Here is a 24,306-nt window from a genome sequence, read left to right as displayed (position 1 = left end):
GCCATGACGCAAACACTCCACACGGTCGCCGTGATTGGCGGCGGCACCATGGGCGCGGGCATCGTTGAGATTGCCGCCAGCGCCGGACATTCGGTGCGGCTGTATGACATTTCTGCTCACGCGATTACCCGCGCTATCGACGGTATCGCACAGCGTCTGGATTCCCGCGTCAGCCGTGGAAAAATCAGCGCTGAGCAGGCGCGGGCGCTGCTGGCGCGCATTACGCCCGCCACTGAACTGAATCAGCTTGCAGATGCGCAGCTGGTCATTGAAGCCGCGTCCGAGCGTCTTGATATCAAACAGGCGCTGTTCAGCCAACTGGCGGAGATCTGCTCCCCGTCAACGATGCTGACCAGCAATACCTCGTCCATTTCCATTACCGCCATTGCCGCCGGCATTAAACATCCCGAGCGGGTGGCCGGGCTGCATTTCTTTAATCCTGCGCCGGTGATGAAGCTGGTCGAAGTGGTCAGCGGGCTGGCTACCTCAGCCGAAGTGGTTGAACAACTGTGCCAGTGCGTGAGCGCGTGGGGCAAACAACCGGTGCGCTGCCGTTCGACGCCGGGCTTTATCGTCAACCGCGTGGCGCGTCCGTTCTATGCCGAAGCCTGGCGGGCGCTGGAAGAGCAGGTGGCAACGCCTGACGTGATTGATGCCGCATTGCGCGACGGCGGCGGGTTCCCGATGGGGCCGCTGGCGCTGACCGATCTTATCGGTCAGGACGTCAATTTTGCCGTGACCTGTTCGGTGTTTAACGCCTTCTGGCAGGACCGCCGTTTTCTGCCGTCGCTGCTGCAACAGGAGCTGGCGATTGCCGGACGTCTGGGTAAGAAAAGCGGTCACGGCGTTTACCGGTGGCCTATTGAAGCACAACCGCAACTGGCGCTCGACGCTGTTTCTGCTGACAGTGCGGCAAGACATACAATACGTGACGTTGTCACCGAATTGGACGATGTTTTGCTGCTGGAAACCACCGGTGAAACCGCCCTGGCATTAAGCGTGCAGCACAATCGCCCGGTGGTGGTGTACGACTACGCGGCGGGCGACACGGTGGTGCTGGCAAGTGCCGCTACCAATCCACAATCCGCTACCGACAAAGCGGTTTATTTCTTCCAGCAGCAGGGCAAAAAAGTGCTGCACATTGCCGACTACCCGGGACTGCTGGTGTGGCGCACGGTAGCGATGCTGGCGAACGAAGCGCTCGATGCGGTGCAAAAAGGCGTTGCCAGCGCCGAGGACATCGATACCGCGATGCGCTTAGGCGTGAACTACCCGCGCGGGCCGCTGGCCTGGGGCGAAACGCTGGGCTGGGGGCGCGTGCTGCGTCTGCTGGAAAACCTGCAACAGCACTACGGCGAAGAACGCTATCGCCCGAGTGCGCTGCTGCGCGAAAAAGCGCTACTGGAGATGCGTCATGAGTAACGAAGCCTGGCGCAACGCTCGCGCCATGTACGAGAACGACACCTGTGCGAAAGCGCTGGGTATCAAGATTATCGAAATGGACGAGGGTTATGCGCAGATGACTATGGCGGTGTCACCGAATATGTTGAACGGCCATCAAACCTGCCACGGCGGACAGCTGTTTTCGCTCGCCGATACGGCATTCGCCTACGCCTGTAACAGTCAGGGGCTGGCGGCGGTGGCGTCTGCCGCCAGCATCGATTTCCTGCGTCCTGCCTTTGTTGGTGAGCTGCTGACCGCCACCGCGCGGGTCAAGCAGCAGGGCAAGCTGACCGGCGTTTACGACATTGAAATCATCAACCAGCAGCAAAAAACCGTGGCCCTGTTTCGCGGCAAATCGCACCGCATCGGCGGCACTATTACAGGAGAAGTCTAATGCGTGACGCGTTTATTTGTGACGGCATTCGTACCCCGATTGGTCGCTACGGCGGCGCGCTGGCGGGCGTACGCGCTGACGATCTGGCGGCTATCCCACTGCGGGAATTGCTCAACCGTAACCCCGCGCTTGACGCCAGCGCCATCGACGATGTGATTTTCGGCTGCGCCAACCAGGCCGGGGAAGATAACCGTAACGTCGCGCATATGGCGACGCTGCTGGCGGGCTATCCGCACTCAGTACCGGGCACCACCATCAACCGTCTGTGCGGTTCTGGGCTCGATGCGATTGGCTTCGCGGCGCGAGCCATTAAAGCCGGTGATGCCGATCTGCTGATTGCCGGTGGCGTGGAGTCCATGTCCCGTGCGCCGTTTGTGATGGGCAAAGCCACCGCGCCATTCCAGCGTCAGGCGGAGATGTTCGATACCACCATCGGCTGGCGTTTTGTGAACCCGCTCATGCAGCAACAATTTGGTACTGACAGCATGCCGGAAACGGCGGAGAATGTAGCTGAATTGTTAAATATCAGCCGCAAGGACCAGGACGCCTTTGCTTACCGTAGCCAGCAGCGTACCGCTAAAGCGCAGCGCGGCGGTATTCTGGCGCAGGAAATTGTGCCGGTGCAGATTATCGGCAAGAAGGGCGCGATTAGCGCGGTGCGCGACGATGAACATCCGCGTGCGGAAACTACTCTCGAACAGCTTTCTCAACTCAAAACCCCGTTTCGCAAAGGCGGCGTGATTACCGCCGGTAACGCCTCCGGCGTGAACGACGGCGCGGCGGCGATGATTATTGCCAGCGCAGAACAGGCTAGTGCGCAGGGGCTGACCCCACGCGCGCGCATTGTGGCGATGGCGACGGCGGGCGTCGAGCCGAAGTTTATGGGGCTGGGGCCGGTGCCCGCGGTGCGTAAAGTGCTGGAGCGCGCCGGGCTGAATATCAACGATATGGATGTGATTGAACTGAACGAAGCGTTTGCCGCTCAGGCATTAGGCGTGATGCGCCAGCTGGGTCTGGCAGATGATGCTGAACACGTGAATCCCAACGGTGGCGCCATCGCCTTAGGCCATCCGTTGGGCATGAGCGGCGTGCGCTTAGCGCTGGCAGCAACGCTGGAACTGGAACGACGCAATGGACGCTATGCGCTGTGTACGATGTGTATTGGCGTGGGCCAGGGCATTGCCCTGATCCTCGAGCGAGTGTGAGCTAATTGACCTGCGGATACCCTACAAAATGACAACTACAACAACATTAGATCCGATTGAAACTGCATCGCGTGACGAATTACAGGCTCTGCAAACCGAACGTCTGAAGTGGACGTTAAAACACGCCTATGAAAACGTACCGATGTATCGCCGCAAGTTCGACGCGGCGGGCGTTCACCCGGATGATTTTCGTGAGCTGAGCGATCTTGGCAAGTTTCCCTGCACCACCAAGCAGGACCTGCGTGATAACTATCCGTTCGACACCTTCGCGGTGCCGATGGAGCAGGTGGTGCGTATCCATGCGTCGTCCGGCACCACCGGCAAACCGACCGTCGTCGGCTATACGCAAAACGATATCGACACTTGGGCCAATATCGTGGCGCGTTCACTGCGCGCGGCGGGCGGTACGGCGAAAGATAAAATCCACGTTGCCTACGGCTACGGCCTGTTTACCGGAGGCCTGGGCGCGCACTACGGCGCGGAACGTTTAGGGGCCACGGTGATCCCGATGTCCGGCGGACAAACCGAGAAACAGGCGCAGCTGATTCGTGATTTCAAGCCCGACATGATCATGGTTACGCCGTCTTACTGCCTGAACCTGATTGAAGAGCTCGAACGCCAGATGGGCGGCGACGCGCGCGGCTGTTCGCTGCGTACCGGCGTGTTTGGCGCTGAGCCGTGGACGGCGGGAATGCGCGCTGAAATCGAGCGTCGTCTGGGCATTACCGCGCTGGATATTTACGGCCTGTCCGAAGTGATGGGGCCGGGCGTGGCGATGGAATGCATTGAAACCGGCGACGGCCCGACTATCTGGGAAGATCATTTCTTCCCGGAAGTGGTCAACCCGGAGGACGGCACGCCGCTGGCGGACGGTGAGCATGGCGAGCTGCTTTTCACTACCCTGACTAAAGAGGCGCTGCCGGTGATCCGCTACCGCACCCGCGATCTCACCCGTTTACTGCCGGGGACGGCACGCACTATGCGGCGGATGGACCGCATCAGCGGCCGCAGCGACGACATGCTGATTATTCGCGGCGTTAACGTCTTCCCGTCGCAGCTGGAAGAGGAGATCTTAAAGATTGAACATCTGGCTCCGCATTACCAGCTGGAAGTGGATCGCCGCGGGCATCTTGATTCACTTTCCGTGCGCGTCGAGCTAAAAGAGAGCGGTCTGGCGCTGAGTCACGAGCAGCGCTGCCAGATTTGCCACCATCTGCGTCATCGCATTAAGTCGATGGTCGGGATTTCGACCGACGTCAGCATCGTCAACTGCGGCAGCATTCCACGCTCCGAAGGCAAGGCGTGCCGGGTGTTCGACCTGCGCAAAGCCGCAGCAAACGGTTAAGAATCGTAGGCCTGATAAGCGCAGCGCCATCAGGCAAATCGGTGCAACGTTGCCGGATGGCGGCTTTGCCTTATTCGGCCTACAAATTCCTGCCATATCGCGGAATTATTCCTGTGCTATGATTCAAAAAGGATATAAATAACAACAGAATGAATCATATGGACAAAATCGATAGCTTTATTCAGCAGGCAGTCACCGCCATGCCGGTGAGCGGCACTTCGCTTATCGCCTCTTTGTACGGCGACTGCCTGTCGCAGCGCGGCGGGGAAGTGTGGCTTGGCAGCGTGGCGGCATTACTTGAAGGGCTGGGCTTTGGTGAACGCTTTGTGCGTACCGCGCTGTTTCGCCTCAATAAAGAAGAGTGGCTGGACGTGGTGCGTATTGGTCGCCGCAGCTTCTACCGGCTGAGTGACAAAGGTCTGCGCTTAACCCGCCGCGCTGAAAGCAAAATCTATCGCGCCAGCGCCCCGGAATGGGACGGCACCTGGCTGCTGTTACTCTCGGAAGGGCTGGAGAAAAACACCCTCGCGGAAGTCAAAAAGCAGCTCATCTGGCAGGGCTTCGGCGTACTCGCGCCAAGCCTGCTGGCCTCGCCATCGCAAAAGCTGGCCGACGTGCAGTCCTTGCTGCATGAGGCGGGCGTGGCGGAAAATGTTATCTGTTTTGAAGCCCATTCGCCGTTGGCACTCTCCCGCGCGGCGCTGCGTGAACGGGTTGAGGAGTGCTGGCATCTGACCGAACAAAACGCCATGTACGAGGCGTTTATCACCCTGTTTCGCCCGTTGTTGCCACTGCTCCGTGATGCCGACCCGGACGAACTGACGCCGGAACGCTGCTTCCAGATTCGGTTACTGCTGATTCACTTCTACCGTCGCGTAGTGTTAAAAGATCCGCTGCTACCCGAGGAACTGCTGCCCGCACACTGGCTGGGGCAAACCGCGCGTCAGCTGTGTATCAATATCTATCAACGCGTTGCACCCGGCGCACAGATTTTCGTCACTGAAAAGGGCGAAAGCTCGGTGGGCGAACTGCCCGCACCGGGGCCGCTTTATTATCAACGTTTTGGTGGGTTAGCCTGAATAAGCGCTAGCTCTTTGCACTATTAGAGAAAACATTGCCGTACTGTTCCCTCGCCCCTTTGGGGTGAGGGCTAGGGTGAGGGGGCAACGTGCATTTACCCTCACTCCGACCCTCTCCCTTAGGGAGAGGGAGTACACCGTGCCAATACAGGAGACGCCATGCCGATTTACCAGATGGACGGAATGATCCCCGTCGTCCCTAACGAAAGCTATGTTCACCCAACCGCCGTGCTGATCGGTGATGTGATCCTCGGTAAAGGGGTTTACGTTGGCCCTAACGCCAGCCTGCGCGGTGACTTTGGTCGTATCGTGGTGAAAGATGGCGCGAACATTCAGGATAACTGCGTGATGCACGGTTTTCCGGGGCAGGACACGGTGGTGGAAGAGGACGGGCATATCGGTCACGGTGCCATTCTGCACGGCTGCGTCATTGGCCGTAACGCGCTGGTAGGGATGAGCGCGGTGATAATCGACGGCGCAACCATTGGTGAAAACAGCATCGTAGGCGCTTCGGCGTTTGTAAAAGCGCGTGCTTCGATGCCTGCCAATCATCTGATTGTCGGCAGCCCGGCTAAAGCGATTCGCACATTAACCGAGCAGGAACTGACGTGGAAAATGCAGGGTACCCGTGAGTATCAGGTGCTGGTTGAGCGCTGTCAGAACACGCTTTCTGAGGTGCAACCACTGACCGAAGCGGAGCCTGACCGCAAGCGGCTGGAATTTGATGAAGACCTCAAGCCGAAGTCGGCTATTTAGCGTCGGAATAGCGCAGGGCCTCGACCAGTAGCGCAAACGCGGTTGTGTGCTGGCGGCGGCTTGGGTAATAGAGATAATAACCGGGAAACGGCACGCACCAGTCGGTTAATACGCGCTGTAAGCGCCCGGCGGCAATGGCTTCACTGACCGAATCCTCCGGCACGTACACCAGACCCAACCCTGCCTCGGCGGCATCGATTCGCTGGGGCAGGCAGTTGAGGATTAATTGCCCCTCAACCCGCACTCGCAATGGTTCGCCATCGCGCTCAAATTCCCATGCATACAGTCCGCCCCGGGTCGGTAAGCGCATATTGATACAGCGATGCTGCTGGAGATCGTGCGGCGTTTCGGGAATGCCGTGGGTCGCCAGATAAGCCGGTGAAGCCGCCACCGCCATACACATATCCGGCGCAATACGCACGGCAATCATATCGCGCGCCACCTGCTCACCTAAGCGCACCCCGGCATCAAAACGCTCGTCGACGATATCGGTCAGACCGTTATCGACGGTCACTTCAATATTGATATCCGGGTAGGTTTGCATAAAGGGTTTAAGGCGTGGCCAGAGCACGGTGTCCATCGCATGTTCGCCAGCAGTCAGACGAATATTTCCCGCCGGACGGTCGCGGGTATCGCGCAGCGCCGTAAGCTCCAGCTCAATATCCTGAAGATGCGGACTCAGGCGCTGATACAGCTTTTCTCCCGCCTCGGTGGGGGCAACGTTACGGGTAGTGCGGGTCAGCAAGCGCACATCAAGACGGCTTTCCAGGTTGCGCATCGCATGGCTTAACGCGGACTGTGAGACGCCAAGCTGCGCGGCAGCACGGGTAAAACTGCGCTCGCGAGCGACAACCATGAATGAGATCAGATCGTTGATATTGTCTTTAAGCATAGGGAAAGGGCCATTGATGAATCTGCTTCATGGTATTTGATTGATTAATTTAGTGTAATGGTCCCAAGTTTATATGCAACTCCTTAAATGTCAGCGAGAGATCGATGAAAATCAACGTGGTAGGGACTAGCGGTGTCGGTAAGTCGACGCTTGCCAAACGTCTGGCGCAGGCATTAGACGTCCCTTATATCGAAATGGATACACTTTACTGGCGACCGAACTGGCAGGGCACACCCGATGATGAGTTGTTCGAGAAAATCAGGTTGGCGACCAACGCCACCGGCTGGGTGCTGGACGGAAATTATAATCGTAGCCGCCCGGTGAAGTGGCGCGATGTGGATATGGTGGTATGGGTGGATTACAGCTTCTGGCGCACTTTGCGGCAGGCCGTTTGTCGCGCAGCGTCCAGAGCCTCACGGCATCAGGAATTGTGGCCGGGGACAGGCAATCGGGAGAGCTTCCGCCGTTCGTTTGCCAGCCGTGATTCCATCATTTTATGGACGTTAAAAACCTGGCGGCAAAACCGTGAGCGCTACCTGCGTGATATGGACGATCCGCAGTGGCAGCATATTCGTTTTGTGCGGCTCAAGAACCAGCGAGAAACACACGCGTTTATGGCGGAATTACTGGCCGGAAAAGCAAAATAATTCGTGGCATCAGCGCACGAAATAACAGCCGTTTTTGCCAGGCTATGGTAGCTTTAAAGCTCTAATCATAAGGAGTCCTGCCCATGCCACACGTTGATATTAAATGTTTTCCCCGCGAACTGAGTGATGAACAAAAAACCGCGCTGGCGGCTGATATTACTGAAGTCCTTATCCGCCATCTAAGTACCAAAGACCGCTCGGTTAGCGTGGCGCTGAATCAGGTGCAGGAAAGTGACTGGCAGCAGGTATGGGATAGTGAGATTGCGCCGCAGATGGCAACGCTTATCAAGAAACCCGGTTATAGCATGTAATTCGTTTTTTCACCTGTAAGCCCGGTCTCGGTGCAAGCCGACACCGGGTTTTTTGTATTCTATCAGGCCAGTTTGGCGGTGGTGCGTGCGGATGGTTCCAATGGCGCTGAACGCCCCGCATCGAGATCGGCGCGAATCTGCTCATACTCATCGTCGAGACGGTAGAAACGATCATAGAGGCGATAATCAGAAGTGCCGGGATATACAGGTAGCAGGCTTTAATGGCCAGCATCGCGCTGTCGCCCTGAACCTGATTGGCAACATAGCCGCTGCTGGAGAGCAGGACGCCAATAATCGCTCCCATCCGATCAGATTGATCACGCAGGCCACCAGATAGACGTGACGCTTTTTCATGCGACTAGCAAGCATGGGCACGGTTAGCGTTCCCAGCAGCGGGACGAAGGTGGAAATACCTGCTACCAGCGCCGTTCGTTACGGAAGCTCACCAGCAAGAAGAAGGTGGCAATGACGCCAAACACCACGGCGGTATAGAAAAAACCGTGCGCCTGATTACCGTGCCCAAGCGCGCCAACCAGCGGCAGGGTGGCTACGGCAACAATCGTCGCACCCAAAGAACCGAGCAGGATGCGCACCGTCGATAGCGTCGTACGTTCGCCTGAATCGTGGGTCAAAAACGGCAGCATCGCGCAGAACGGAATATTGACCAGCGTGTAGAGAAACGACAGACACCCGTAGGTGACAAAGGCGTAAATCAGCTTACCGGTGGTGCGAAACTCCGGCACGTAATACGCCAGAATGCACAGCAGCCGAAGGGAACTGCGCCAATCAGCAGGTATGGGCGGCAGCGCCCCCAGCGGGTATTTCACCACGTTGTATAAAAAGGTCTATGGGCTGACGCCGGGCGTTGCGTTAGTCCGGCGTATTGGCGCGGATCTGCTTACCGCTGGCAACGAACGTTCCTGCGCCAAGATGATGCAGCGTATTGCGTTTATCATCGTCGAATTGCCAGCGTCCGGCCATAAAGGCCTGCTCGTCGGCGGCGGCTGCAACCACTTCCCCAAACAGCGTGTCGTATTGTGCTGCCGCGGCGGTAGCGGGCAATAATCGACACTCCATCCACGCCAGACATTTATCTTCAATCAGCGGTAAACCCAGCACCGGCCCGGTGATGGCCGGAATACCATACGCATTGAATTTATCCTCGTCGCGCCCGCTGATGCTTCCCACCGCATAGGTCCAGCTTGCCGCTGATACCCCCGGCACCACGATACCAAATGTGCCGTTACGTTCGATAATCTCCCGCGACCATGCTCCTTTGTCCACCACGATAGCGATGCGCGGCGGGTCAAACTCGACCGGCATCGACCAGGCGGCTGCCATGACGTTCCGGCGTTGTGATTGTGCGTCGTAACTGGTTATCAGAATAGTGGGGCCGTGATTGAGTAAACGGCTGGCGTGATGCAGTTCAACGGGGCGAAAACGGCTCATGAAGGTTCCTTTAGGTTTATGGGTATAGGGCTGACATTATGGGATTAAAGCCGCGAAGTACACGGTAGGTTAACCGATCGCACAAATCGGTCAGTGACCTGAGCAAAATAGGTTATAAAGAACGGACAACAACGCTGGAGGCATTGATGACCCCTTTTTTAAGCGCCTATTTTGCACGTATTGGCTGGACGGCGACCCCCGATGTCACCATTGAGACGCTGCGCAGTTTGCATATCCACCATAACAGCGCCATCCCTTTTGAGAATCTCGACGTGCTGTTGCCGCGCGAAATGCATCTCGACGATCAATCACTGGAAGATAAGCTGGTTCACGGGCGTCGTGGCGGGTACTGTTTTGAACAAAACGGTTTGTTTGAACGCGTGCTGCGCGAACTCGGTTTTCATGTGCGCAGCCTGCTGGGGCGCGTGGTGCTGGCGCATCCGCCGCAGATGCCGCCGCGTACCCATCGTCTATTGCTGGTCGACGTGGACGGTGAGCGCTGGATTGCTGATGTGGGCTTTGGCGGGCAGACGCTAACCGCGCCTATCAAGCTGTTGGCGGATATTACCCAGACGACGCCGCACGGCGATTATCGTCTGCTGTATGAAAATCAGGAGTGGATCCTGCAATTTAGTCATCACGATCATTGGCAGTCGATGTACCACTTTGATTTAGGGCGCCAGTACGCGTCGGATTATGTGATGGGCAACTTCTGGTCGGCACACTGGCCGCAGTCTCATTTCCGTCACCATCTGTTGATGTGCCGCCATCTGCCAGACGGCGGTAAAATGACGTTGACCAATTTCCATTTCACCCATTGGGATAAAAACCATGTGGTTGAAAAGGTGGATTTCCCGGATGTTCCGGCGTTGTATGAAGCGCTGCAAAGTCGTTTTGGGCTGGGGGTTAATGACCCGAAATATGGCTTTAGCGTCAGCGAACTGGCGGCGATAATGGCGGCGTTTGATACCCACCCCGAAGCTGGAAAATAACCGGTAGCCCGGTCAGGCACCGAGCAGTCCCGGCGGCGCTTCGCTTGGCCGGGCTACGGGCTCGTGGGTAGCCCGGACGAGGTGCGTTAGCACCGACTCCGGGGAAAACCTTGGCGGCGCTTGCAGGGATGAATGTTATGGCACTGACACTTAAGGTATTACTGGAAAATCAACGTGCGGCGGTCGCACAAGATCAACTGCGCGTTAAAGCAGGCCTGAGTCTGTTTGTTAGCGACGAAACGACGTCGATTTTGTTCGATACCGGCCCGGATGACAGCTTTGCGCATAATGCCGCGCAGATGGATGTTTCGCTGGATAACCTCACCGCAACGGTGCTCTCACACGGTCACTATGATCATTGCGGCGGCGTTCCCTGGCTGCCGGACAACACTCGGATTATCTGTCACCCGAGCGTCGGCAACGAGCGCTATGCCGCGCTGAACGTGGCAGGGCGGTTGCATAAAATCAAAAAACTCTCACTGGATATTGATTACGCTCGCCACCGCATGGAGTACACCCGTGCGCCGCTGCAAATCAGCGACCGTTTTATCTGGTCAGGCGAGATTGCCGTTGATAACCCTAAAGCCTACGGCGTGATGGGCGATGAAACGGATTACGTGATTGATGAAGGTGTGCTGATTTATCTGTCGCGACGAGGGCTGGTGATTATTACCGGCTGCGGGCATCGCGGGATTGTGAACATTGTCCGCCACTGTCAGAAGATTACCGGCATTGAGAAGGTTCATGCCTTAATCGGTGGCTTTCACCTGCGCAGCGCTTCACCGCGCACGCTTTGGCAGGTCAGACAGTTTTTACAACAACTCAAGCCCGATAAAATCATGGCCTGCCACTGTACCGGCGCGTGGGGCAAGCTGTGGCTGCCGGAAGTTATCTCCCCGGCAACCGGCGACACCTTTGTGTTTGAATAGCGATATTCGCGACGTCGTTTGGGTTAACCTATGGGGCAATAATGCATCTTTTTTTGATTGGCCCAGGCGGTGCAGGAAAAAGTACCGTCGGGGAGAAACTGGCCGTTCGTTTGGGGTATGCGTTTGTCGATCTGGATGCGCAATTTTGTGAGCGCATTGCGAACATCCGTGAATACCTGAAATCTGACGGCTATGAAGCTTACCTTGAGCAAAACGCTGCCCTGTTTGACGTGCTTTTGGCTGAATGGTGCCATCAGAATGTGGTGTTTGCGCTCTCTTCGGGATTTCTTGCGACCGATATTCGCCCGGATATCATTGAACGCAATCGCCAGCGCGTGAAGGAATGCGGGCGTTCAATTCTGCTGATGCCGTCAAAGGATGTCGATGTTGCGTGCGGCTGTATCGTGAAGCGCCAACTTAAGCGCGGATTTGGCCTCGTTCGGGATAACGAAGAGGCCAAGTTTCGCCAGCGATTTACCGACTTTATGGCGCAGGGTGATATCCAGATTTTCGCGATGGCCTCGCCGGAAGTCATTGTTCACAAAATTATTGCCGCACTGTAGCCGGGTATTTTAAATCTTGTAGGCCCGGTGCACATTGCCGGATGGCGGTATAGCCTTATCCGGCCTACGGCTGTAGCCCGGCCAAGCGAAGCGCCGCCGGGAATTAGCACGTAGGCAAACCCCTGCGGCGCCGGGCTGTGCGTTAGTTTAAGCCTAAGAAATGCTGGGCGATTTTGAAATAGATAATCAGCCCGGTGCCGTCAATCAACGTAGCGATAAACGGTGCTGAGACTACCGCCGGATCAATGCCCAGCCGCTTAATGACCAGCGGGATCACTGATGACACCACCGCACTCCAGAGTGTAACGCACACCAGCGTCAGGCTGACGATAAAGGTGATTTCCGGGCCAATGCCCATTATCCATGCGCGCAGACAACCCGCTGCGCCGAGGGTGATGGCGACCAGCATCGCCGTCGACATCTCTTTGCGCAGAATGCGTCCAATATCGCGCAGACCCACTTCACCCAGCGCCATGGCGCGCACCAGCGTGGAGGTGATCTGCGTGCCGCTGTTGCCCCCGGTACCAATCAGTAGCGGAATAAAGAACGCCAGCGCGATGGCCGATTCCAGCGCCTCTTCAAAATGCTGAATAACGGTACTGGTGTAGGCCTCGGCAATAAACAGGAGCAGCAGCCAGACTGCGCGTTTTTTCCAAAGCGTAACCGGGCTTATCTCCAGATACGGCTTTTCCAGCGGCAGCGTCGCCCCCTGAAGCTGGGCGTCTTCGGTGATTTCATCGGCTAACAGTTGGTCTATCTCTTTTTCATTCAGACAGCCGATAAGCTTGCCGTGTTCAATGACCGGCACAAGCGTCAGACGGTGTTTGTCGATTAACCCGGCGGCCACATCGCGAGCGTCGTCCGGGCTGACGTGATAGAGCGTTGTATCCATTAGCTGCGACATCGGATGGCTATCATCGGGGGCCTGCAGCAGCTTGCGCGTTGATAATATTCCCCGCAGTTTATCGCCAGAAACGACAAATACCGCGCAAGGGAAATGATCGTCATTTAATTGTTGTAAGAAAAGTTCGCGCGCCTCTTTGATATTAAGGTGCTCAGGCAGCGAAATAAAATCTCTCGACATATAGTTTGAGATAATATCGCCTGACGCATGATGCGTTGGGTAGAACGGTACGGTTGCATTGATATGTGACATTGGATTTCCCTATAGAAAAACGCTTATAGGGCGAACAAAACTGGAAGAGCTGAGATAAATCCCTACGTCCCGGTTTTAGCACTGAACAACGTATCTGCACGGCGTTATACCCGTCATACTTCAAGTTGCATGTGCGTTGGCTGCGTTCGTTCACCCCAGTCACTTACCAGTGTAAGCTCCTGGGGATTCGCTCACTTGCCGCCTTCCTGCAACTCGAATTATTTTGGGTATATACCGTCAGAAGTTATCTTGGCAACACCTTGATTCGATGGATGCCTGTATTTCCCTGTGATGGTCTCTCTCGATACCATCAGGGCGATAACTTATGTTTATTCAGGAGCCTCGCCATAACAAGATTATTAATTACGATGCGGCGTTAATCTTTATTTTCTGCGCGGAGAAGATAAATTCAACGAGCGCAATATAGCGCGTAATTTTTAAATTGGCTGGCAAAAGATAAAGTGGTTGAGATTAGGTTTAGTATTTTCTTTGCGATATAAAAAACCCGGCGTCGCATTCGCTCGGCCGGGCTAGGGTTAAGGCCGGTTATCGGCGTGAACGTACCACCTGATAGCGGCGCGTCAGATACTCGATTGGCGCGCTCCAGACGTGCACCAATCGGGTGAACGGGAACAGAAGGAAGATAGTCATCCCCAGCACCAGATGCACGCGATAGATCCACGCAACGCCGTCAAGATGCGCCGAAGCGCCACCGTGGAAGGTCACTACTGCCTGCGCCCAATCCACCAGTTTTAACATTTCGCTGCCGTCAGGATGCTGGGCAGAGAAGGGAATGGTGGTCAAACCGAGGCAGCATTGGATCAACAAAATGCTGAGGATCAGAATATCAGCGGTGCTCGACGTCGCGCGAATACGCGGATTAAACAGGCGGCGAATCAGCAGACCTGCACCGCCCACTAGCGTTAATACGCCACAAACGCCACCCAGCACCATCGCCATAATCTGTTTTTGCGACAGCGGCAGCCAGGATTCATACACCCAGTGCGGCGTTAACATGCCGAAGAAGTGTCCGAAGAAGATCCCCAGAATGCCGACGTGGAACAGGTTAGACCATAGCACCATCCCGCGCTTGTCGAGCATCTGGCTGGAAGAGGCGCGCCACGTGTACTGACCGTAGTCGTAACGCAGCCAGCTGCCCAGCAAAAACACCGTACCGCACAGATAAGGGTAGATATCGTAAAAGAAGACGTTGAGAAACTGGATCATTTCGGGCCTCCCGAGGTGACGTCCACGTACTGTGGCGCCACGTCCTGGCTAAAGCGTCGTTGATAGCTTTGCAGCGGAGAACTCTCACAGGCGGTGGCGTTATCCTCGATAAACTTCACCTGTTCTTCTTCCCACACTGCATCCAGCGCCTGGCGGGTATCATCGCGTTCTTCACCCGCTACCTGTTTAGTGACACTGTCACTTGAAAGCGAAGTTTTCGCCAGCACCAGCAGGGCGTCGAATAGCTGATACCAGGGGGCTTCGCGTTGTTTAAGGCGACCGCCGAGCAGTGCCAGAATGGGGGCGACGTTCTGCAAACCTTCCCGTGCCTGGTCTTCCGGCAAAATGCTTAAATACTCCAGATAAAGCGGCAAATGATCGGGCAGTTCGCGGCAATCAAGCTGCAAACCCTGCTTCTCATACTGCGCCATCAGCTCGACCATCGCCTGTCCACGGTCGCGGGATTCCGCGTGCACGTGCTCAAACAGCAGCAGCGAGGTGGCGCGTCCGCGCTCGAAGATTTCACACCATTCGGCCTGTTTATCAAGCAGCGGCACCGCCAGATGCTGCTCCAGGAAAGGACGCAGCGTAGGGGCGTCGCTGTCGATGAGGGAGAACAGTTCGTCTTTGTTCTCCCAGCTTAGCTCATCGGGATATTCCAGCAGCAGCCCGATGATTTTCAGGATCCGCATTACTCTTTCTCCCCAATGTTGATGGCGTCGATACGTTGGCTATTGAACAGGTTGAACTTGGTGTCCGACCCGTGGCAGCCGTCGCCGAAGGTAAAGCCGCAGCCCTTGCTTTCCGGGAAGGCGTCTTCTGCCATTTCACGGTGGCTGGTGGGGATCACAAAGCGATCTTCGTAGTTGGCAATCGCCAGGTAACGATACATCTCTTCGACCTGTTCTTCGCTCAATCCCACTTCTTCGATGGCGCGGGTGTCGGTGACGCCCTCAACCGTCTGAGAGCGTTTGTAATGACGCATCGCCATCATGCGTTTCAGCGCCCGCAGAACCGGGCCAGTATCACCGGCGCTGAGCATGTTTGCCAGATACTGCACTGGGATGCGCAGGCTTTCGACAGCAGGCAGAATGCTGTCGGTTTTTGGCAGACCACCGGCATCGGCAACCGATTGAATCGGTGACAGCGGCGGCACGTACCAGACCATCGGCAGGGTGCGGTATTCCGGGTGCAGCGGCAGCGCCAGCTTCCAGTCCATCGCCATTTTGTACACCGGTGAACGCTGCGCGGCGTCGAGGGTGTTCTGGGTAATGCCTTGCTTGAGCGCTTCTTCAATGACCGCCGGGTCGTGTGGGTTAAGGAATACGTCGCACTGACGCTCATAGAGATCGGTTTCATGCTCGGTGCTTGCCGCTTCTTCAATGCGGTCGGCATCATAAAGCAGTACGCCGAGGTAGCGAATGCGGCCCACGCAGGTTTCCGAGCAGACGGTGGGCTGACCGGACTCGATGCGGGGATAGCAGAAGATACATTTCTCTGACTTGCCGCTCTTCCAGTTGAAGTAGATTTTTTTGTACGGGCAGCCGGTAATACACATACGCCAGCCGCGACATTTGTCCTGGTCAATCAGCACGATACCGTCTTCTTCACGCTTATAAATAGCCCCGCTCGGGCAGGTGGCGACACAGCTTGGGTTCAGGCAGTGTTCACACAGGCGCGGCAGATACATCATGAAGGTGTTTTCAAACTGGCCGTACATCTCTTTTTGCATGGCGGTAAAGTTCTGATCGTGCGCGCGCTTTTCAAATTCGCCGCCGAGCAGTTCTTCCCAGTTCGGGCCCCATTCAATTTTGTTCATCCGCTGGCCGCTAATCAGCGAGCGCGGGCGGGCGGTAGGCAGGTTCTTGCCCTCTGGCGCGTTGTGCAGGTGCTGGTAGTCGTAGGTGAACGGCTCATAATAATCGTCAATACCCGGAATCAGCGGGTTGGCGAAGATTTTAGACAGCACGCCCAGGCGGCCGCCCATACGCGGTGTCAGCTTACCGCTGATCCCGCGTACCCAGCCGCCTTGCCATTTTTCCTGATTTTCCCAGTCTTTTGGAAAACCGATACCCGGCTTGGTTTCGACGTTGTTAAACCAGGCGTATTCCATGCCTTCACGGCTACTCCAGACGTTTTTACAGGTCACCGAGCAGGTGTGGCAGCCGATGCATTTGTCGAGGTTCAAAACCATCCCAACCTGTGAGCGTATCTTCATTTTGACGCCTCCTGTACCTGATCATTGCCTTCATCATCCAGCCAATTAATGTTTTTCATTTTGCGAATCATAATGAACTCATCACGGTTCGAACCGACCGTTCCGTAGTAGTTAAAGCTGTAGGCAAGCTGCGCGTAGCCGCCGATCATATGGGTAGGTTTTGGACAAATGCGGGTGACGGAGTTGTGAATACCGCCGCGTCGCCCGGTGATTTCCGAGCCTGGAATATTCATGATGCGTTCCTGCGCGTGATACATCATGGTCATTCCCGGCGGTATACGCTGGCTGACCACCGCACGTGCGGTCAGTGCGCCGTTGGCGTTGAACGCTTCAATCCAGTCGTTATCGACAATCCCCAGCTCTTTGGCGTCAGTTTCACTCAGCCAGACAATCGGCCCGCCGCGCGACAGGGTCAGCATCAGCAGGTTTTCACTGTAGGTGGAGTGAATGCCCCATTTCTGGTGCGGCGTCAGGAAGTTCAGCGCTTTTTCCGGGAAGCCGTTTGGCGGGATTTCCTTCATATGGCTGACGCTACGGGTGTCAATCGGTGGACGATAGGCCACCAGACTTTCACCGAAATCGCGCATCCACGGGTGATCCTGATACAGCTGCTGACGACCGGAGACGGTGCGCCATGGGATCAGCTCATGAACGTTGGTATAACCCGCGTTATAGGAGACATGTTCATCTTCCAGACCCGACCAGGTTGGGCTGGAGATAATTTTGCGCGGCTGCGCCTGGATGTCGCGGAAACGAATTTTCTCATCTTCTTTGTTGGTCGCCAGATGCGTGTGGTCTCGACCGGTAAATTCGCCCAGCGCTTGCCAGGCTTTGACCGCCACCTGACCGTTGGTTTCCGGGGCGAGGGCTAAGATCACCTCAGAGGCGTCAATGGCCGTCTCAATGCAAGGACGGCCTTTCGCCGGGCCATGCAGCTTGACGTAGTTGAGCTTGCCGAGGAAATCGACTTCGCTCTGGGTTTTCCAGTTGATCCCTTTACCGCCGTTACCGAGTTTATCCAGCAGCGGGCCGAGAGAGGTAAAGCGTTCATAGGTCGCCGGATAATCACGCTCGACGGCAATGATATTAGGCGCGGTTTTACCCGGAATCAGGTCACATTCGCCTTTACGCCAGTCCTGGATATCAAACGGTTGTGACAGCTCCGCCGGGGAGTCGTGTTGCAATGGTTGTAGCACCACATCGGTTTCGGTGCCCAGATGGCCCTGACAGATTTCGGAGAACGATTTGGCGATACCTTTGTAGATTTCCCAGTCGCTCTTTGATTCCCATGCCGGGTCAACGGCGGCTGAGAGAGGGTGAATAAACGGATGCATATCCGAAGTATTCATGTCGTCTTTTTCATACCAGGTGGCGGTCGGCAGGACGATATCGGAGAATAGACAGGTGCTGGACATGCGGAAATCCAGCGTCACCAGAAGATCGAGCTTGCCTTCAAGCGCAGCGGTCTGCCATTCCACCTCTTCAGGCTTCACGTCTTCGGTCGAGCCGAACTCATCGCCCTGAATCCCGCTATCGGCGCCGAGCAGGTATTTCAGCATGTACTCGTGACCTTTACCGGAAGAACCCAGCAGGTTAGAGCGCCAGATAAACATATTGCGCGGGTGGTTTTGACCGTTGTCCGGCTGTTCGCTGGCGAAACGGATATCGCCGGATTTCAGCCCCTGCACGGTGTATTCCTGTGCCGTCATTCCCAGCGCATCGGCTTTGGCTTTGAGGGTGAGCGGGTTCATGTCGAGCTGCGGGGCGGACGGTAGCCAGCCCATACGTTCGGCGCGGACGTTAAAGTCGATCAGATGGCCGGTGTATTTTTCCGGGTTAGCGAGCGGCGAGAGCAGCTCTTTGGCGGTCAGCTTTTCGTAACGCCACTGGCTGGCGTGGTTGTAGAAGTAGGAGGTGCTGTTCATCTGGCGCGGTGGACGGTTCCAGTCGAGGGCGAACGCCAGCGGGAGCCAACCGGTTTGCGGACGCAGCTTCTCCTGGCCGACATAGTGCGCCCAACCGCCGCCGCTTTGCCCGACGCAGCCGCAGAACACCAGCATGTTGATCATGCCGCGGTAGTTCATGTCCATGTGATACCAGTGGTTGACCCCGGCACCGAGGATGATCATCGAACGACCGTGCGTTTTATGCGCGGTGTCGGCGAATTCCATGGCAATTTGTTCAATATGTTGACGCGGCACGCCGGTAATTTGTTCCCCCCAGGCCGGGGTATAGGCTTTCACCTCGTCAAAGCTTTTCGCCGCCAGTTCATCATCTAGACCACGATCCAGACCGTAGTTCGCCAGCACCAGATCGTACACGCTGACCACTAAACGGCTGCTGCCATCGGCAAAGGTCAGCGTTCTGGCTGGCAGTTTGCGCACCAGAATCGGGTCTTGTTTTACGCTGCGAAAGTGCGGGTTTTCATTGCCGCCAAAGTAGGGGAATGCGACACCGGCGACGGTATCATGGCTGTCGAGTAACGAGAGCGTTAGCTCGGTTTCGTTTCCGGCGGCCAGCGTTTCGAGGTTCCATTTGCCTTTTTCGCCCCAGCGGAAACCGATGGAACCGTTAGGCACCACCAGTTCTCCGGCGCTGTTATAGGCAACGGTTTTCCACTCAGGATTGTTACTTTCGCCCAGACCATCAACCAGATCGGAGGCACGCAGCATACGTCCTGCGGTGTACGAACCATCGTCACGGCTATCGAGCATCACCAGCATGGGCATGTCGGTATAACGGCGGCAGTAGTTGATAAAGTAATCGCTCGGGTTATCGAGGTGGAACGCTTTTAAGATAACGTGGCCCATGGCCATCGCCAGCGCGCTATCGGTACCCTGTTTCGGCGCGAGCCACTGGTCGCTGAGCTTGGCGACTTCGGAGAAGTCAGGAGTAATCGCGATGGTCTTGGTGCCTTTGTAGCGCACTTCGGTAAAGAAGTGGGCATCCGGGGTACGGGTCTGTGGAACGTTCGAACCCCAGGCGATGATATAGCTGGAGTTATACCAGTCGGCAGATTCCGGTACGTCCGTCTGCTCGCCCCAGGTCATCGGTGAAGCGGGCGGTAGGTCGCAGTACCAGTCGTAGAAGCTCAGGCAGGTGCCGCCAATCAGCGACAGATAACGTGTACCGGCGGCGTAGGAGACCATCGACATGGCTGGGATGGGCGAGAAACCTGCAACGCGGTCAGGGCCGAAGTTCTTGATAGTCCATACGTTGGCGGCGGCAATCAACTGGTTTAGCTCTTTCCACGACGACCGGACAAACCCGCCTTTACCGCGTGCCTGTTTGTAGCTCAGCGTCTTTTCCGGGCTCTGCATGATGCTATCCCAGGCCAGTACCGGATCCACATGTTGCGCCAGCGCCTCGCGCCACAGTTCAATCAGTTTTCTGCGCGCCAGGGGATATTTCAGACGGTTAGCGCTATAGAGATACCAGGAGTAGCTTGCGCCTCGCGGGCAGCCGCGCGGTTCATGGTTTGGCAGGTCGGGGCGGGTACGCGGGTAGTCGGTCTGTTGGGTTTCCCAGGTCACGAGGCCATTCTTAACGTAAATCTTCCAGCTACATGAGCCTGTACAGTTCACGCCGTGCGTTGAGCGGACAATTTTATCGAACTGCCAACGCTGGCGGTAGCTATCTTCCCAATCACGGTTATTGTCATAGACCTGTCCGTGACCGTTGGCAAAAGTGTCGCGTTTCTGCTTAAAGTAGCGAAAGCGATCCAATAGTTTACTCATGACATTTCTCCTGCTTCGATAATGTTCGGCATCGTGCCTTTGCCGGATGGCAGCGCTAGCGCGCTTTATCCGGCCTACAACACCGCGCGATCCCGTAGGCCGGATAAGGCGTTAGCCGCCATCCGGCAAATTTATGCTTATTTTGAAGTCGGTTTACGGCGTCCGTAGACCAGCCAGGTCACCAGCACGCAGACAACATAAAAAACAAAGAAAACTTTCATCGCGCCCACCGGCGAACCGGTCATGGCTAAAGAGGTGCCGAAGGCTTTTGGAATGAAGAAGCCGCCGATAGCGCCGATTGCTGAGATGAAACCGAGGGCGGCGGCGGTGTCGGTTACCGCTTCGTGCTGAGCTTGTTCATCGGTACCGCCGCGTTTTTTCACGCTATCGATGGTGATTTGACGGAAGATCACCGCAATCATCTGGAAGGTTGAACCGCTGCCAAGACCGGCGGTCAGGAACAGCCCCATAAATACGGCGTAGAAGGCGATAAAATTGCCTGAGCCACTGCCCGGTAAGGTCAGGAACAGCAGGCCGGTGAACACCGCCATCAGGATGAAGTTCACCAGCGTGACTTTTACGCCGCCCAGACGGTCAGAGATTACCCCGCCAAAAGATCGTGCCAGCGCACCGATGAAGGGGCCGAAGAAAGCCAGTTTGAGTATGTTGACGTCGGGGAACTGAGTTTTCGCCAGCATCGCAAAGCCTGCTGAAAAGCCGATAAAGGAACCGAATGTCGCCAGATACAGCAGGCTCAGCAGCCACATATGCGGACGTTTTAATACTGGCAATTGAGAGCGTACCGAGGCCTTTGAACTGGCGATATCATTCATGCCAAACCAGGCCGCAAGCGTGGCAATGACCAGCAGAGGCACCCAGATAAGGGCGGCGTTGCTGAGTGCCAGCGTTGAACCATCTTCCTGGGTTACACCGTGGATGCCGATAAAGGTAAACATAGGCAGGAAGATCACGGCCGGTGCCACCATTTGCATGACGCTCACGCCGAGATTCCCCAGGCCGCCGTTGACGCCCAGCGCGCTGCCTTGTTTGGATTTAGGGAAGAAGAAGCTGATATTACCCATGCTGGAGGCGAAGTTAGCCCCGGCAAAACCGCACAGGAGCGCGATGGTAATAAATACCCAATAGGGGGTAGAGGTGTTTTGAATGGCTATTCCAAGCCAGATACAAGGCACCACCATGATGATGGTACTGATGACCGTCCAGCGACGGCCTCCCATAATGGGTACCATAAAGGAGTAGGGGACGCGTAATATTGCCCCGGAAAGAGAAGGCAGCGCAGTTAATAAAAAGAGCTGATCGGTGGTAAAATTAAAACCGACTTTATTAAGATTCACCGCAACGGCACTAAATAACATCCAGACACAGAAGGCGAGTAATAAGCAGGCTACGGAAATCCACAGATTCCTCCTCGCAATTCCTTTGCCTTTATTTTCCCAGAACGCCGGGTTTTCCGGTTGCCACTCTTTTAAAAGATAATGATTCTCTTTATCATTATTTGCCATAATACCCTCGAAAGATAGGTCAAAAAAATAAATGATGAAAAACAGCGAGGTAGGTTGGTGGAGTTATTATCGACAGGCCGTTTTATCTGTTTATCGTTGAAGAATAGATAAAAAAAACGCGTTGTAAGATAACGCGCTGTGAATAAAACGTTGTTAATTGTTACTAAATGTAAATTAAGCGGGGTTTAGTTCGAGGGTAATATAATGTTGTATATAACGAGTAAAGACCTCATCACTTATTTCTGCCATACCCAGTGCGTAAATACCATCCAGTCCGCAGACCAGTGCTATTAATCGCCAGGCAATATTCTCTGCATTATCAATTGGTCTGAATTCATTCGCTTCTGTTCCTTGCAAAATGAGCGTCACCGTCTCTTTGTGCCACATATCCATGGTGAGCAAATAAGCGCCTTTAATATCATGATCGCTATCGGCTAGCAGCTGAGCTTCGCGCCAAAGACGAATATAAGGCTCCAGGCGTCCATCCTCGCTGCCAAGCATGGCAAATAGCCGCTCGTGCCAGCTTGCGTCATCGGGCACCAGTGGCATATCCAGCATTTCACGAATAAGCCGCACGAAAGCGTGGGCTTTCAGTTCGCCGACGGAGGTGAAGTGGTGGTGTACCTGACCGCTTGAGACACCGGCAACGGTCGAGATATGACGTACGGTCATCGCATTAAAACCGCCGGTTAAGGCGACCTGCATCGCTGCTTTGAGGATAACCTCTCGCCGCTCATCCCTTGATAAATAGTTCATATCGCTTCGTTTAAGTGGGGTTTAGGTAAGAATAACAAAAAATTGGACACGCGTTCAACATTCCGGCAGGATCCGTTTCCTGGACATTCGTCCAACATTAATTAAGAAAGAGGAAGGAATCATGTCACGCCAATGGTTAACGCTTATGGCAATTTTAATGGTCTATATCCCGGTGGCGATTGATGCGACCGTGCTGCACGTTGCGGCACCTACGCTCAGTGTGGCGCTCGGGACAAGCGGCAATGAGCTGCTGTGGATCATTGATATTTACTCATTAGTGATGGCCGGGATGGTACTGCCGATGGGCGCGCTCGGCGATAAAATCGGCTTTAAACGTCTGCTGCTGCTGGGCAGCGGCATCTTTGGAATCGCCTCGCTGGCGGCGGCTTTCTCGCCGACGGCGCTGGCCTTGATAGCCTCTCGCTCGCTGTTGGCGGTGGGGGCGGCAATGATCGTACCGGCGACGCTTGCCGGGATCCGCAGCACTTTTGCCGAAGTGAAACACCGCAATATGGCCCTCGGCCTGTGGGCGGCGGTGGGTTCCGGCGGTGCGGCATTTGGCCCGCTGGTCGGTGGTTTGCTGCTGGAGCATTTCTACTGGGGGTCGGTATTCCTGATTAACGTGCCGATCGTGCTGGTGGTGATGGCCTTTAGCGCGCGGCTGGTGCCACGGCAGCCGGCTCGTCGCGAACAACCGTTAAATCTGCTGCAGGCGTTGATGCTGATTACGGCAATTCTGATGCTGGTCTATAGCGCTAAATCGGCGCTGAAAGGGCACATGGCGCTGTGGAGCGTTGGGCTGCTGGCGCTAATTGGTATGGCGTTGCTGACAACTTTCGTCCGTCAGCAACTGGCGGCAACACGACCGATGATCGATATGCGCCTGTTTACGCATCGCATCATCTTAAGCGGCGTGGTGATGGCAATGACCGCGCTGATTACGCTGGTGGGGTTCGAATTATTAATGGCGCAGGAGCTGCAGTTCGTCCATCAGAAAACACCGTTTGAAGCCGGGATGTTTATGCTGCCGGTGATGGTAGCGAGCGGTTTTAGTGGGCCAATCGCGGGGATTCTGGTGTCGCGACTTGGGCTGCGTCAGGTGGCGACCGGTGGGATGCTGTTGAGTGCATTCAGCTTCCTGGGGCTGTCGGTGACGGATTTCAGTACCCAACAATGGCAGGCATGGGGGCTGATGGCGCTGCTGGGCTTTAGTGCGGCCAGCGCTTTATTAGCGTCCACGTCAGCGATTATGGCAGCGGCACCAAAAGAGAAAGCGGCAGCGGCAGGTGCTATTGAAACGATGGCCTATGAGCTGGGCGCCGGATTAGGGATTGCGTTGTTTGGTCTGATCCTCACACGTAGCTACGGTGCGGCGATTGTCGTGCCGCAGACTCTCGATAACGATGCCGCGACGCGCGCTGCGTCATCCATTGGCGAGGCGATGCAGTTAGCGCAGTCGTTGCCGGCTATTCCTGCTCGAGCGCTGATTGAAGCCGCGCAGACTGCCTTTATCAGCGCGCACAGCGTGGCGCTGGGGACGGCAGGCGTACTGTTACTGCTGTTGGCCGCCGGGATTTGGCGCGGACTGGCGAAGGTGCCGACCGCCGTTTAATCCGGGTCAAATTAAGCTCAACCTCCGCGAGTACAGCAAGTCGCCGTTGATTCGGATGTGTACATTAATGAA

At 55.8% G+C, this 24,306-nt stretch carries 21 protein-coding genes, 1 pseudogene and 1 riboswitch; of the genes and pseudogenes, 12 read left to right on the top strand and 10 right to left on the bottom strand.

Annotated elements, in window-relative coordinates; all coding sequences use genetic code 11:
- The first annotated feature begins 3 nt into the window (after nucleotides 1–3).
- The 6 genes from ACIPDS_RS04215 (at nucleotide 4) to paaY (ending at nucleotide 6,222) form a co-directional block, all read left to right on the top strand.
- Nucleotides 4–1,422 (top strand): 3-hydroxyacyl-CoA dehydrogenase, encoded by a 1,419-nt coding sequence (locus ACIPDS_RS04215; protein WP_400732903.1) that lies wholly within the window; start codon nucleotides 4–6, stop codon nucleotides 1,420–1,422.
- The gene (gene paaI / locus ACIPDS_RS04210) at nucleotides 1,415–1,837 is read left to right on the top strand and encodes a hydroxyphenylacetyl-CoA thioesterase PaaI (RefSeq protein ID WP_400732901.1); all 423 of its coding nucleotides are present in this window, start codon (nucleotides 1,415–1,417) and stop codon (nucleotides 1,835–1,837) included. The genes ACIPDS_RS04215 and paaI overlap by 8 nt, the downstream gene beginning before the upstream one ends.
- Nucleotides 1,837–3,042 (top strand): 3-oxoadipyl-CoA thiolase, encoded by a 1,206-nt coding sequence (pcaF, locus tag ACIPDS_RS04205; protein ID WP_400732899.1) that lies wholly within the window; start codon nucleotides 1,837–1,839, stop codon nucleotides 3,040–3,042. The genes paaI and pcaF overlap by 1 nt, the downstream gene beginning before the upstream one ends.
- A gap of 28 nt (nucleotides 3,043–3,070) precedes the next feature.
- Nucleotides 3,071–4,387 carry a phenylacetate--CoA ligase PaaK gene (gene paaK, locus ACIPDS_RS04200; protein WP_400732896.1) on the top strand — a complete coding sequence of 439 codons (1,317 nt, stop codon included), beginning with the start codon at nucleotides 3,071–3,073 and terminating at the stop codon, nucleotides 4,385–4,387.
- A gap of 158 nt (nucleotides 4,388–4,545) precedes the next feature.
- Nucleotides 4,546–5,466 carry a phenylacetic acid degradation operon negative regulatory protein PaaX gene (gene paaX / locus ACIPDS_RS04195; protein WP_400732893.1) on the top strand — a complete coding sequence of 307 codons (921 nt, stop codon included), beginning with the start codon at nucleotides 4,546–4,548 and terminating at the stop codon, nucleotides 5,464–5,466.
- Between the two features lie 159 nt (nucleotides 5,467–5,625).
- Nucleotides 5,626–6,222: a phenylacetic acid degradation protein PaaY gene (gene paaY, locus ACIPDS_RS04190; RefSeq protein WP_400732891.1), complete on the top strand. Its 597-nt coding sequence runs from the start codon at nucleotides 5,626–5,628 to the stop codon at nucleotides 6,220–6,222.
- On the opposite strand, the gene ACIPDS_RS04185 is transcribed toward paaY, so the two are convergent.
- Nucleotides 6,215–7,114, bottom strand: coding sequence for a LysR family transcriptional regulator (locus tag ACIPDS_RS04185; protein ID WP_400732889.1), 900 nt, complete (start codon nucleotides 7,112–7,114; stop codon nucleotides 6,215–6,217). The genes paaY and ACIPDS_RS04185 overlap by 8 nt on opposite strands.
- A gap of 104 nt (nucleotides 7,115–7,218) precedes the next feature.
- Between ACIPDS_RS04185 and ACIPDS_RS04180 the strand changes: the two genes are divergently transcribed.
- Both ACIPDS_RS04180 and pptA read left to right on the top strand, forming a co-directional pair.
- Nucleotides 7,219–7,761 carry an AAA family ATPase gene (locus tag ACIPDS_RS04180; protein ID WP_400732887.1) on the top strand — a complete coding sequence of 181 codons (543 nt, stop codon included), beginning with the start codon at nucleotides 7,219–7,221 and terminating at the stop codon, nucleotides 7,759–7,761.
- Between the two features lie 83 nt (nucleotides 7,762–7,844).
- Entirely contained in the window at nucleotides 7,845–8,072 is a 228-nt protein-coding gene (gene pptA / locus ACIPDS_RS04175) for a tautomerase PptA (RefSeq protein ID WP_400732885.1), read from the top strand.
- Between the two features lie 62 nt (nucleotides 8,073–8,134).
- On the opposite strand, the pseudogene ACIPDS_RS04170 reads toward pptA, so the two are convergent.
- Nucleotides 8,135–8,892: pseudogene (locus tag ACIPDS_RS04170) on the bottom strand (MFS transporter); the annotation flags it as partial.
- 50 nt (nucleotides 8,893–8,942) lie between these two features.
- Entirely contained in the window at nucleotides 8,943–9,521 is a 579-nt protein-coding gene (locus ACIPDS_RS04165; RefSeq protein WP_400732882.1) for a flavin reductase family protein, read from the bottom strand.
- A 146-nt stretch (nucleotides 9,522–9,667) separates the two neighbouring features.
- Here ACIPDS_RS04165 and nhoA point away from each other — a divergent pair, with 146 nt between their 5' ends.
- The 3 genes from nhoA to ACIPDS_RS04150 all read left to right on the top strand — a co-directional run bounded on the left by nhoA (nucleotide 9,668) and on the right by ACIPDS_RS04150 (nucleotide 12,005).
- Complete coding sequence (gene nhoA / locus ACIPDS_RS04160) at nucleotides 9,668–10,513, top strand: N-hydroxyarylamine O-acetyltransferase (RefSeq protein ID WP_400732880.1); 846 nt, start codon at nucleotides 9,668–9,670, stop codon at nucleotides 10,511–10,513.
- Between the two features lie 137 nt (nucleotides 10,514–10,650).
- The gene (locus ACIPDS_RS04155; RefSeq protein ID WP_400732877.1) at nucleotides 10,651–11,442 is read left to right on the top strand and encodes an MBL fold metallo-hydrolase; all 792 of its coding nucleotides are present in this window, start codon (nucleotides 10,651–10,653) and stop codon (nucleotides 11,440–11,442) included.
- Between the two features lie 41 nt (nucleotides 11,443–11,483).
- Nucleotides 11,484–12,005 carry a shikimate kinase gene (locus ACIPDS_RS04150; protein ID WP_400732874.1) on the top strand — a complete coding sequence of 174 codons (522 nt, stop codon included), beginning with the start codon at nucleotides 11,484–11,486 and terminating at the stop codon, nucleotides 12,003–12,005.
- Between the two features lie 142 nt (nucleotides 12,006–12,147).
- On the opposite strand, the gene ACIPDS_RS04145 is transcribed toward ACIPDS_RS04150, so the two are convergent.
- From ACIPDS_RS04145 to ACIPDS_RS04115, 7 genes are all read right to left on the bottom strand, one after another.
- Nucleotides 12,148–13,161: a magnesium transporter gene (locus tag ACIPDS_RS04145; RefSeq protein WP_400732872.1), complete on the bottom strand. Its 1,014-nt coding sequence runs from the start codon at nucleotides 13,159–13,161 to the stop codon at nucleotides 12,148–12,150.
- A 53-nt stretch (nucleotides 13,162–13,214) separates the two neighbouring features.
- A riboswitch (M-box (ykoK) riboswitch) is annotated at nucleotides 13,215–13,523 on the bottom strand.
- A 184-nt stretch (nucleotides 13,524–13,707) separates the two neighbouring features.
- Nucleotides 13,708–14,388 carry a respiratory nitrate reductase subunit gamma gene (gene narI / locus ACIPDS_RS04140; RefSeq protein ID WP_400732869.1) on the bottom strand — a complete coding sequence of 227 codons (681 nt, stop codon included), beginning with the start codon at nucleotides 14,386–14,388 and terminating at the stop codon, nucleotides 13,708–13,710.
- A complete protein-coding gene (gene narW, locus ACIPDS_RS04135) occupies nucleotides 14,385–15,080 on the bottom strand; it encodes a nitrate reductase molybdenum cofactor assembly chaperone (protein ID WP_400732867.1) in 696 nt (231 codons plus the stop codon). Before narW ends, narI begins: the two co-directional genes overlap by 4 nt.
- Nucleotides 15,080–16,606 (bottom strand): nitrate reductase subunit beta, encoded by a 1,527-nt coding sequence (gene narH, locus ACIPDS_RS04130; RefSeq protein WP_400732864.1) that lies wholly within the window; start codon nucleotides 16,604–16,606, stop codon nucleotides 15,080–15,082. The genes narW and narH overlap by 1 nt, the downstream gene beginning before the upstream one ends.
- Nucleotides 16,603–20,343 (bottom strand): nitrate reductase subunit alpha, encoded by a 3,741-nt coding sequence (locus tag ACIPDS_RS04125; protein ID WP_400732862.1) that lies wholly within the window; start codon nucleotides 20,341–20,343, stop codon nucleotides 16,603–16,605. The genes narH and ACIPDS_RS04125 overlap by 4 nt, the downstream gene beginning before the upstream one ends.
- A gap of 137 nt (nucleotides 20,344–20,480) precedes the next feature.
- Complete coding sequence (locus ACIPDS_RS04120; protein WP_400733471.1) at nucleotides 20,481–21,869, bottom strand: NarK family nitrate/nitrite MFS transporter; 1,389 nt, start codon at nucleotides 21,867–21,869, stop codon at nucleotides 20,481–20,483.
- A gap of 171 nt (nucleotides 21,870–22,040) precedes the next feature.
- Complete coding sequence (locus ACIPDS_RS04115; RefSeq protein WP_400732859.1) at nucleotides 22,041–22,622, bottom strand: TetR family transcriptional regulator; 582 nt, start codon at nucleotides 22,620–22,622, stop codon at nucleotides 22,041–22,043.
- Nucleotides 22,623–22,743: 121 nt separating this feature from the next.
- Here ACIPDS_RS04115 and ACIPDS_RS04110 point away from each other — a divergent pair, with 121 nt between their 5' ends.
- Entirely contained in the window at nucleotides 22,744–24,234 is a 1,491-nt protein-coding gene (locus tag ACIPDS_RS04110) for an MFS transporter (protein WP_400732857.1), read from the top strand.
- The last annotated feature ends 72 nt before the right edge of the window (nucleotides 24,235–24,306 follow it).

Origin of the sequence: Kluyvera sp. NPDC087067 (genome assembly GCF_044745165.1) — a bacterium.
In the GTDB taxonomy this organism is placed as follows: domain Bacteria; phylum Pseudomonadota; class Gammaproteobacteria; order Enterobacterales; family Enterobacteriaceae; genus Kluyvera.
The sequence above is the reverse complement of the archived record's forward strand: the minus strand, read 5'-3'. Positions and strand labels throughout refer to the sequence as shown.

What these genes read in the sequence shown, in the direction of transcription:
- ACIPDS_RS04180 (WP_400732887.1), top strand. Translation starts at nt 7,219, where the DNA reads ATGAAAATCAACGTGGTAGGGACTAGCGGTGTCGGTAAGTCGACGCTT.
- paaY (WP_400732891.1), top strand. Translation starts at nt 5,626, where the DNA reads ATGCCGATTTACCAGATGGACGGAATGATCCCCGTCGTCCCTAACGAA.
- paaI (WP_400732901.1), top strand. Translation starts at nt 1,415, where the DNA reads ATGAGTAACGAAGCCTGGCGCAACGCTCGCGCCATGTACGAGAACGAC.
- ACIPDS_RS04155 (WP_400732877.1), top strand. Translation starts at nt 10,651, where the DNA reads ATGGCACTGACACTTAAGGTATTACTGGAAAATCAACGTGCGGCGGTC.
- paaK (WP_400732896.1), top strand. Translation starts at nt 3,071, where the DNA reads ATGACAACTACAACAACATTAGATCCGATTGAAACTGCATCGCGTGAC.
- ACIPDS_RS04185 (WP_400732889.1), bottom strand. Translation starts at nt 7,114, where the DNA reads ATGCTTAAAGACAATATCAACGATCTGATCTCATTCATGGTTGTCGCT.
- ACIPDS_RS04110 (WP_400732857.1), top strand. Translation starts at nt 22,744, where the DNA reads ATGTCACGCCAATGGTTAACGCTTATGGCAATTTTAATGGTCTATATC.
- paaX (WP_400732893.1), top strand. Translation starts at nt 4,546, where the DNA reads ATGGACAAAATCGATAGCTTTATTCAGCAGGCAGTCACCGCCATGCCG.
- ACIPDS_RS04115 (WP_400732859.1), bottom strand. Translation starts at nt 22,622, where the DNA reads ATGAACTATTTATCAAGGGATGAGCGGCGAGAGGTTATCCTCAAAGCA.
- ACIPDS_RS04215 (WP_400732903.1), top strand. Translation starts at nt 4, where the DNA reads ATGACGCAAACACTCCACACGGTCGCCGTGATTGGCGGCGGCACCATG.
- nhoA (WP_400732880.1), top strand. Translation starts at nt 9,668, where the DNA reads ATGACCCCTTTTTTAAGCGCCTATTTTGCACGTATTGGCTGGACGGCG.
- pptA (WP_400732885.1), top strand. Translation starts at nt 7,845, where the DNA reads ATGCCACACGTTGATATTAAATGTTTTCCCCGCGAACTGAGTGATGAA.
- narW (WP_400732867.1), bottom strand. Translation starts at nt 15,080, where the DNA reads ATGCGGATCCTGAAAATCATCGGGCTGCTGCTGGAATATCCCGATGAG.
- ACIPDS_RS04125 (WP_400732862.1), bottom strand. Translation starts at nt 20,343, where the DNA reads ATGAGTAAACTATTGGATCGCTTTCGCTACTTTAAGCAGAAACGCGAC.
- narH (WP_400732864.1), bottom strand. Translation starts at nt 16,606, where the DNA reads ATGAAGATACGCTCACAGGTTGGGATGGTTTTGAACCTCGACAAATGC.
- ACIPDS_RS04145 (WP_400732872.1), bottom strand. Translation starts at nt 13,161, where the DNA reads ATGTCACATATCAATGCAACCGTACCGTTCTACCCAACGCATCATGCG.
- narI (WP_400732869.1), bottom strand. Translation starts at nt 14,388, where the DNA reads ATGATCCAGTTTCTCAACGTCTTCTTTTACGATATCTACCCTTATCTG.
- pcaF (WP_400732899.1), top strand. Translation starts at nt 1,837, where the DNA reads ATGCGTGACGCGTTTATTTGTGACGGCATTCGTACCCCGATTGGTCGC.
- ACIPDS_RS04150 (WP_400732874.1), top strand. Translation starts at nt 11,484, where the DNA reads ATGCATCTTTTTTTGATTGGCCCAGGCGGTGCAGGAAAAAGTACCGTC.
- ACIPDS_RS04165 (WP_400732882.1), bottom strand. Translation starts at nt 9,521, where the DNA reads ATGAGCCGTTTTCGCCCCGTTGAACTGCATCACGCCAGCCGTTTACTC.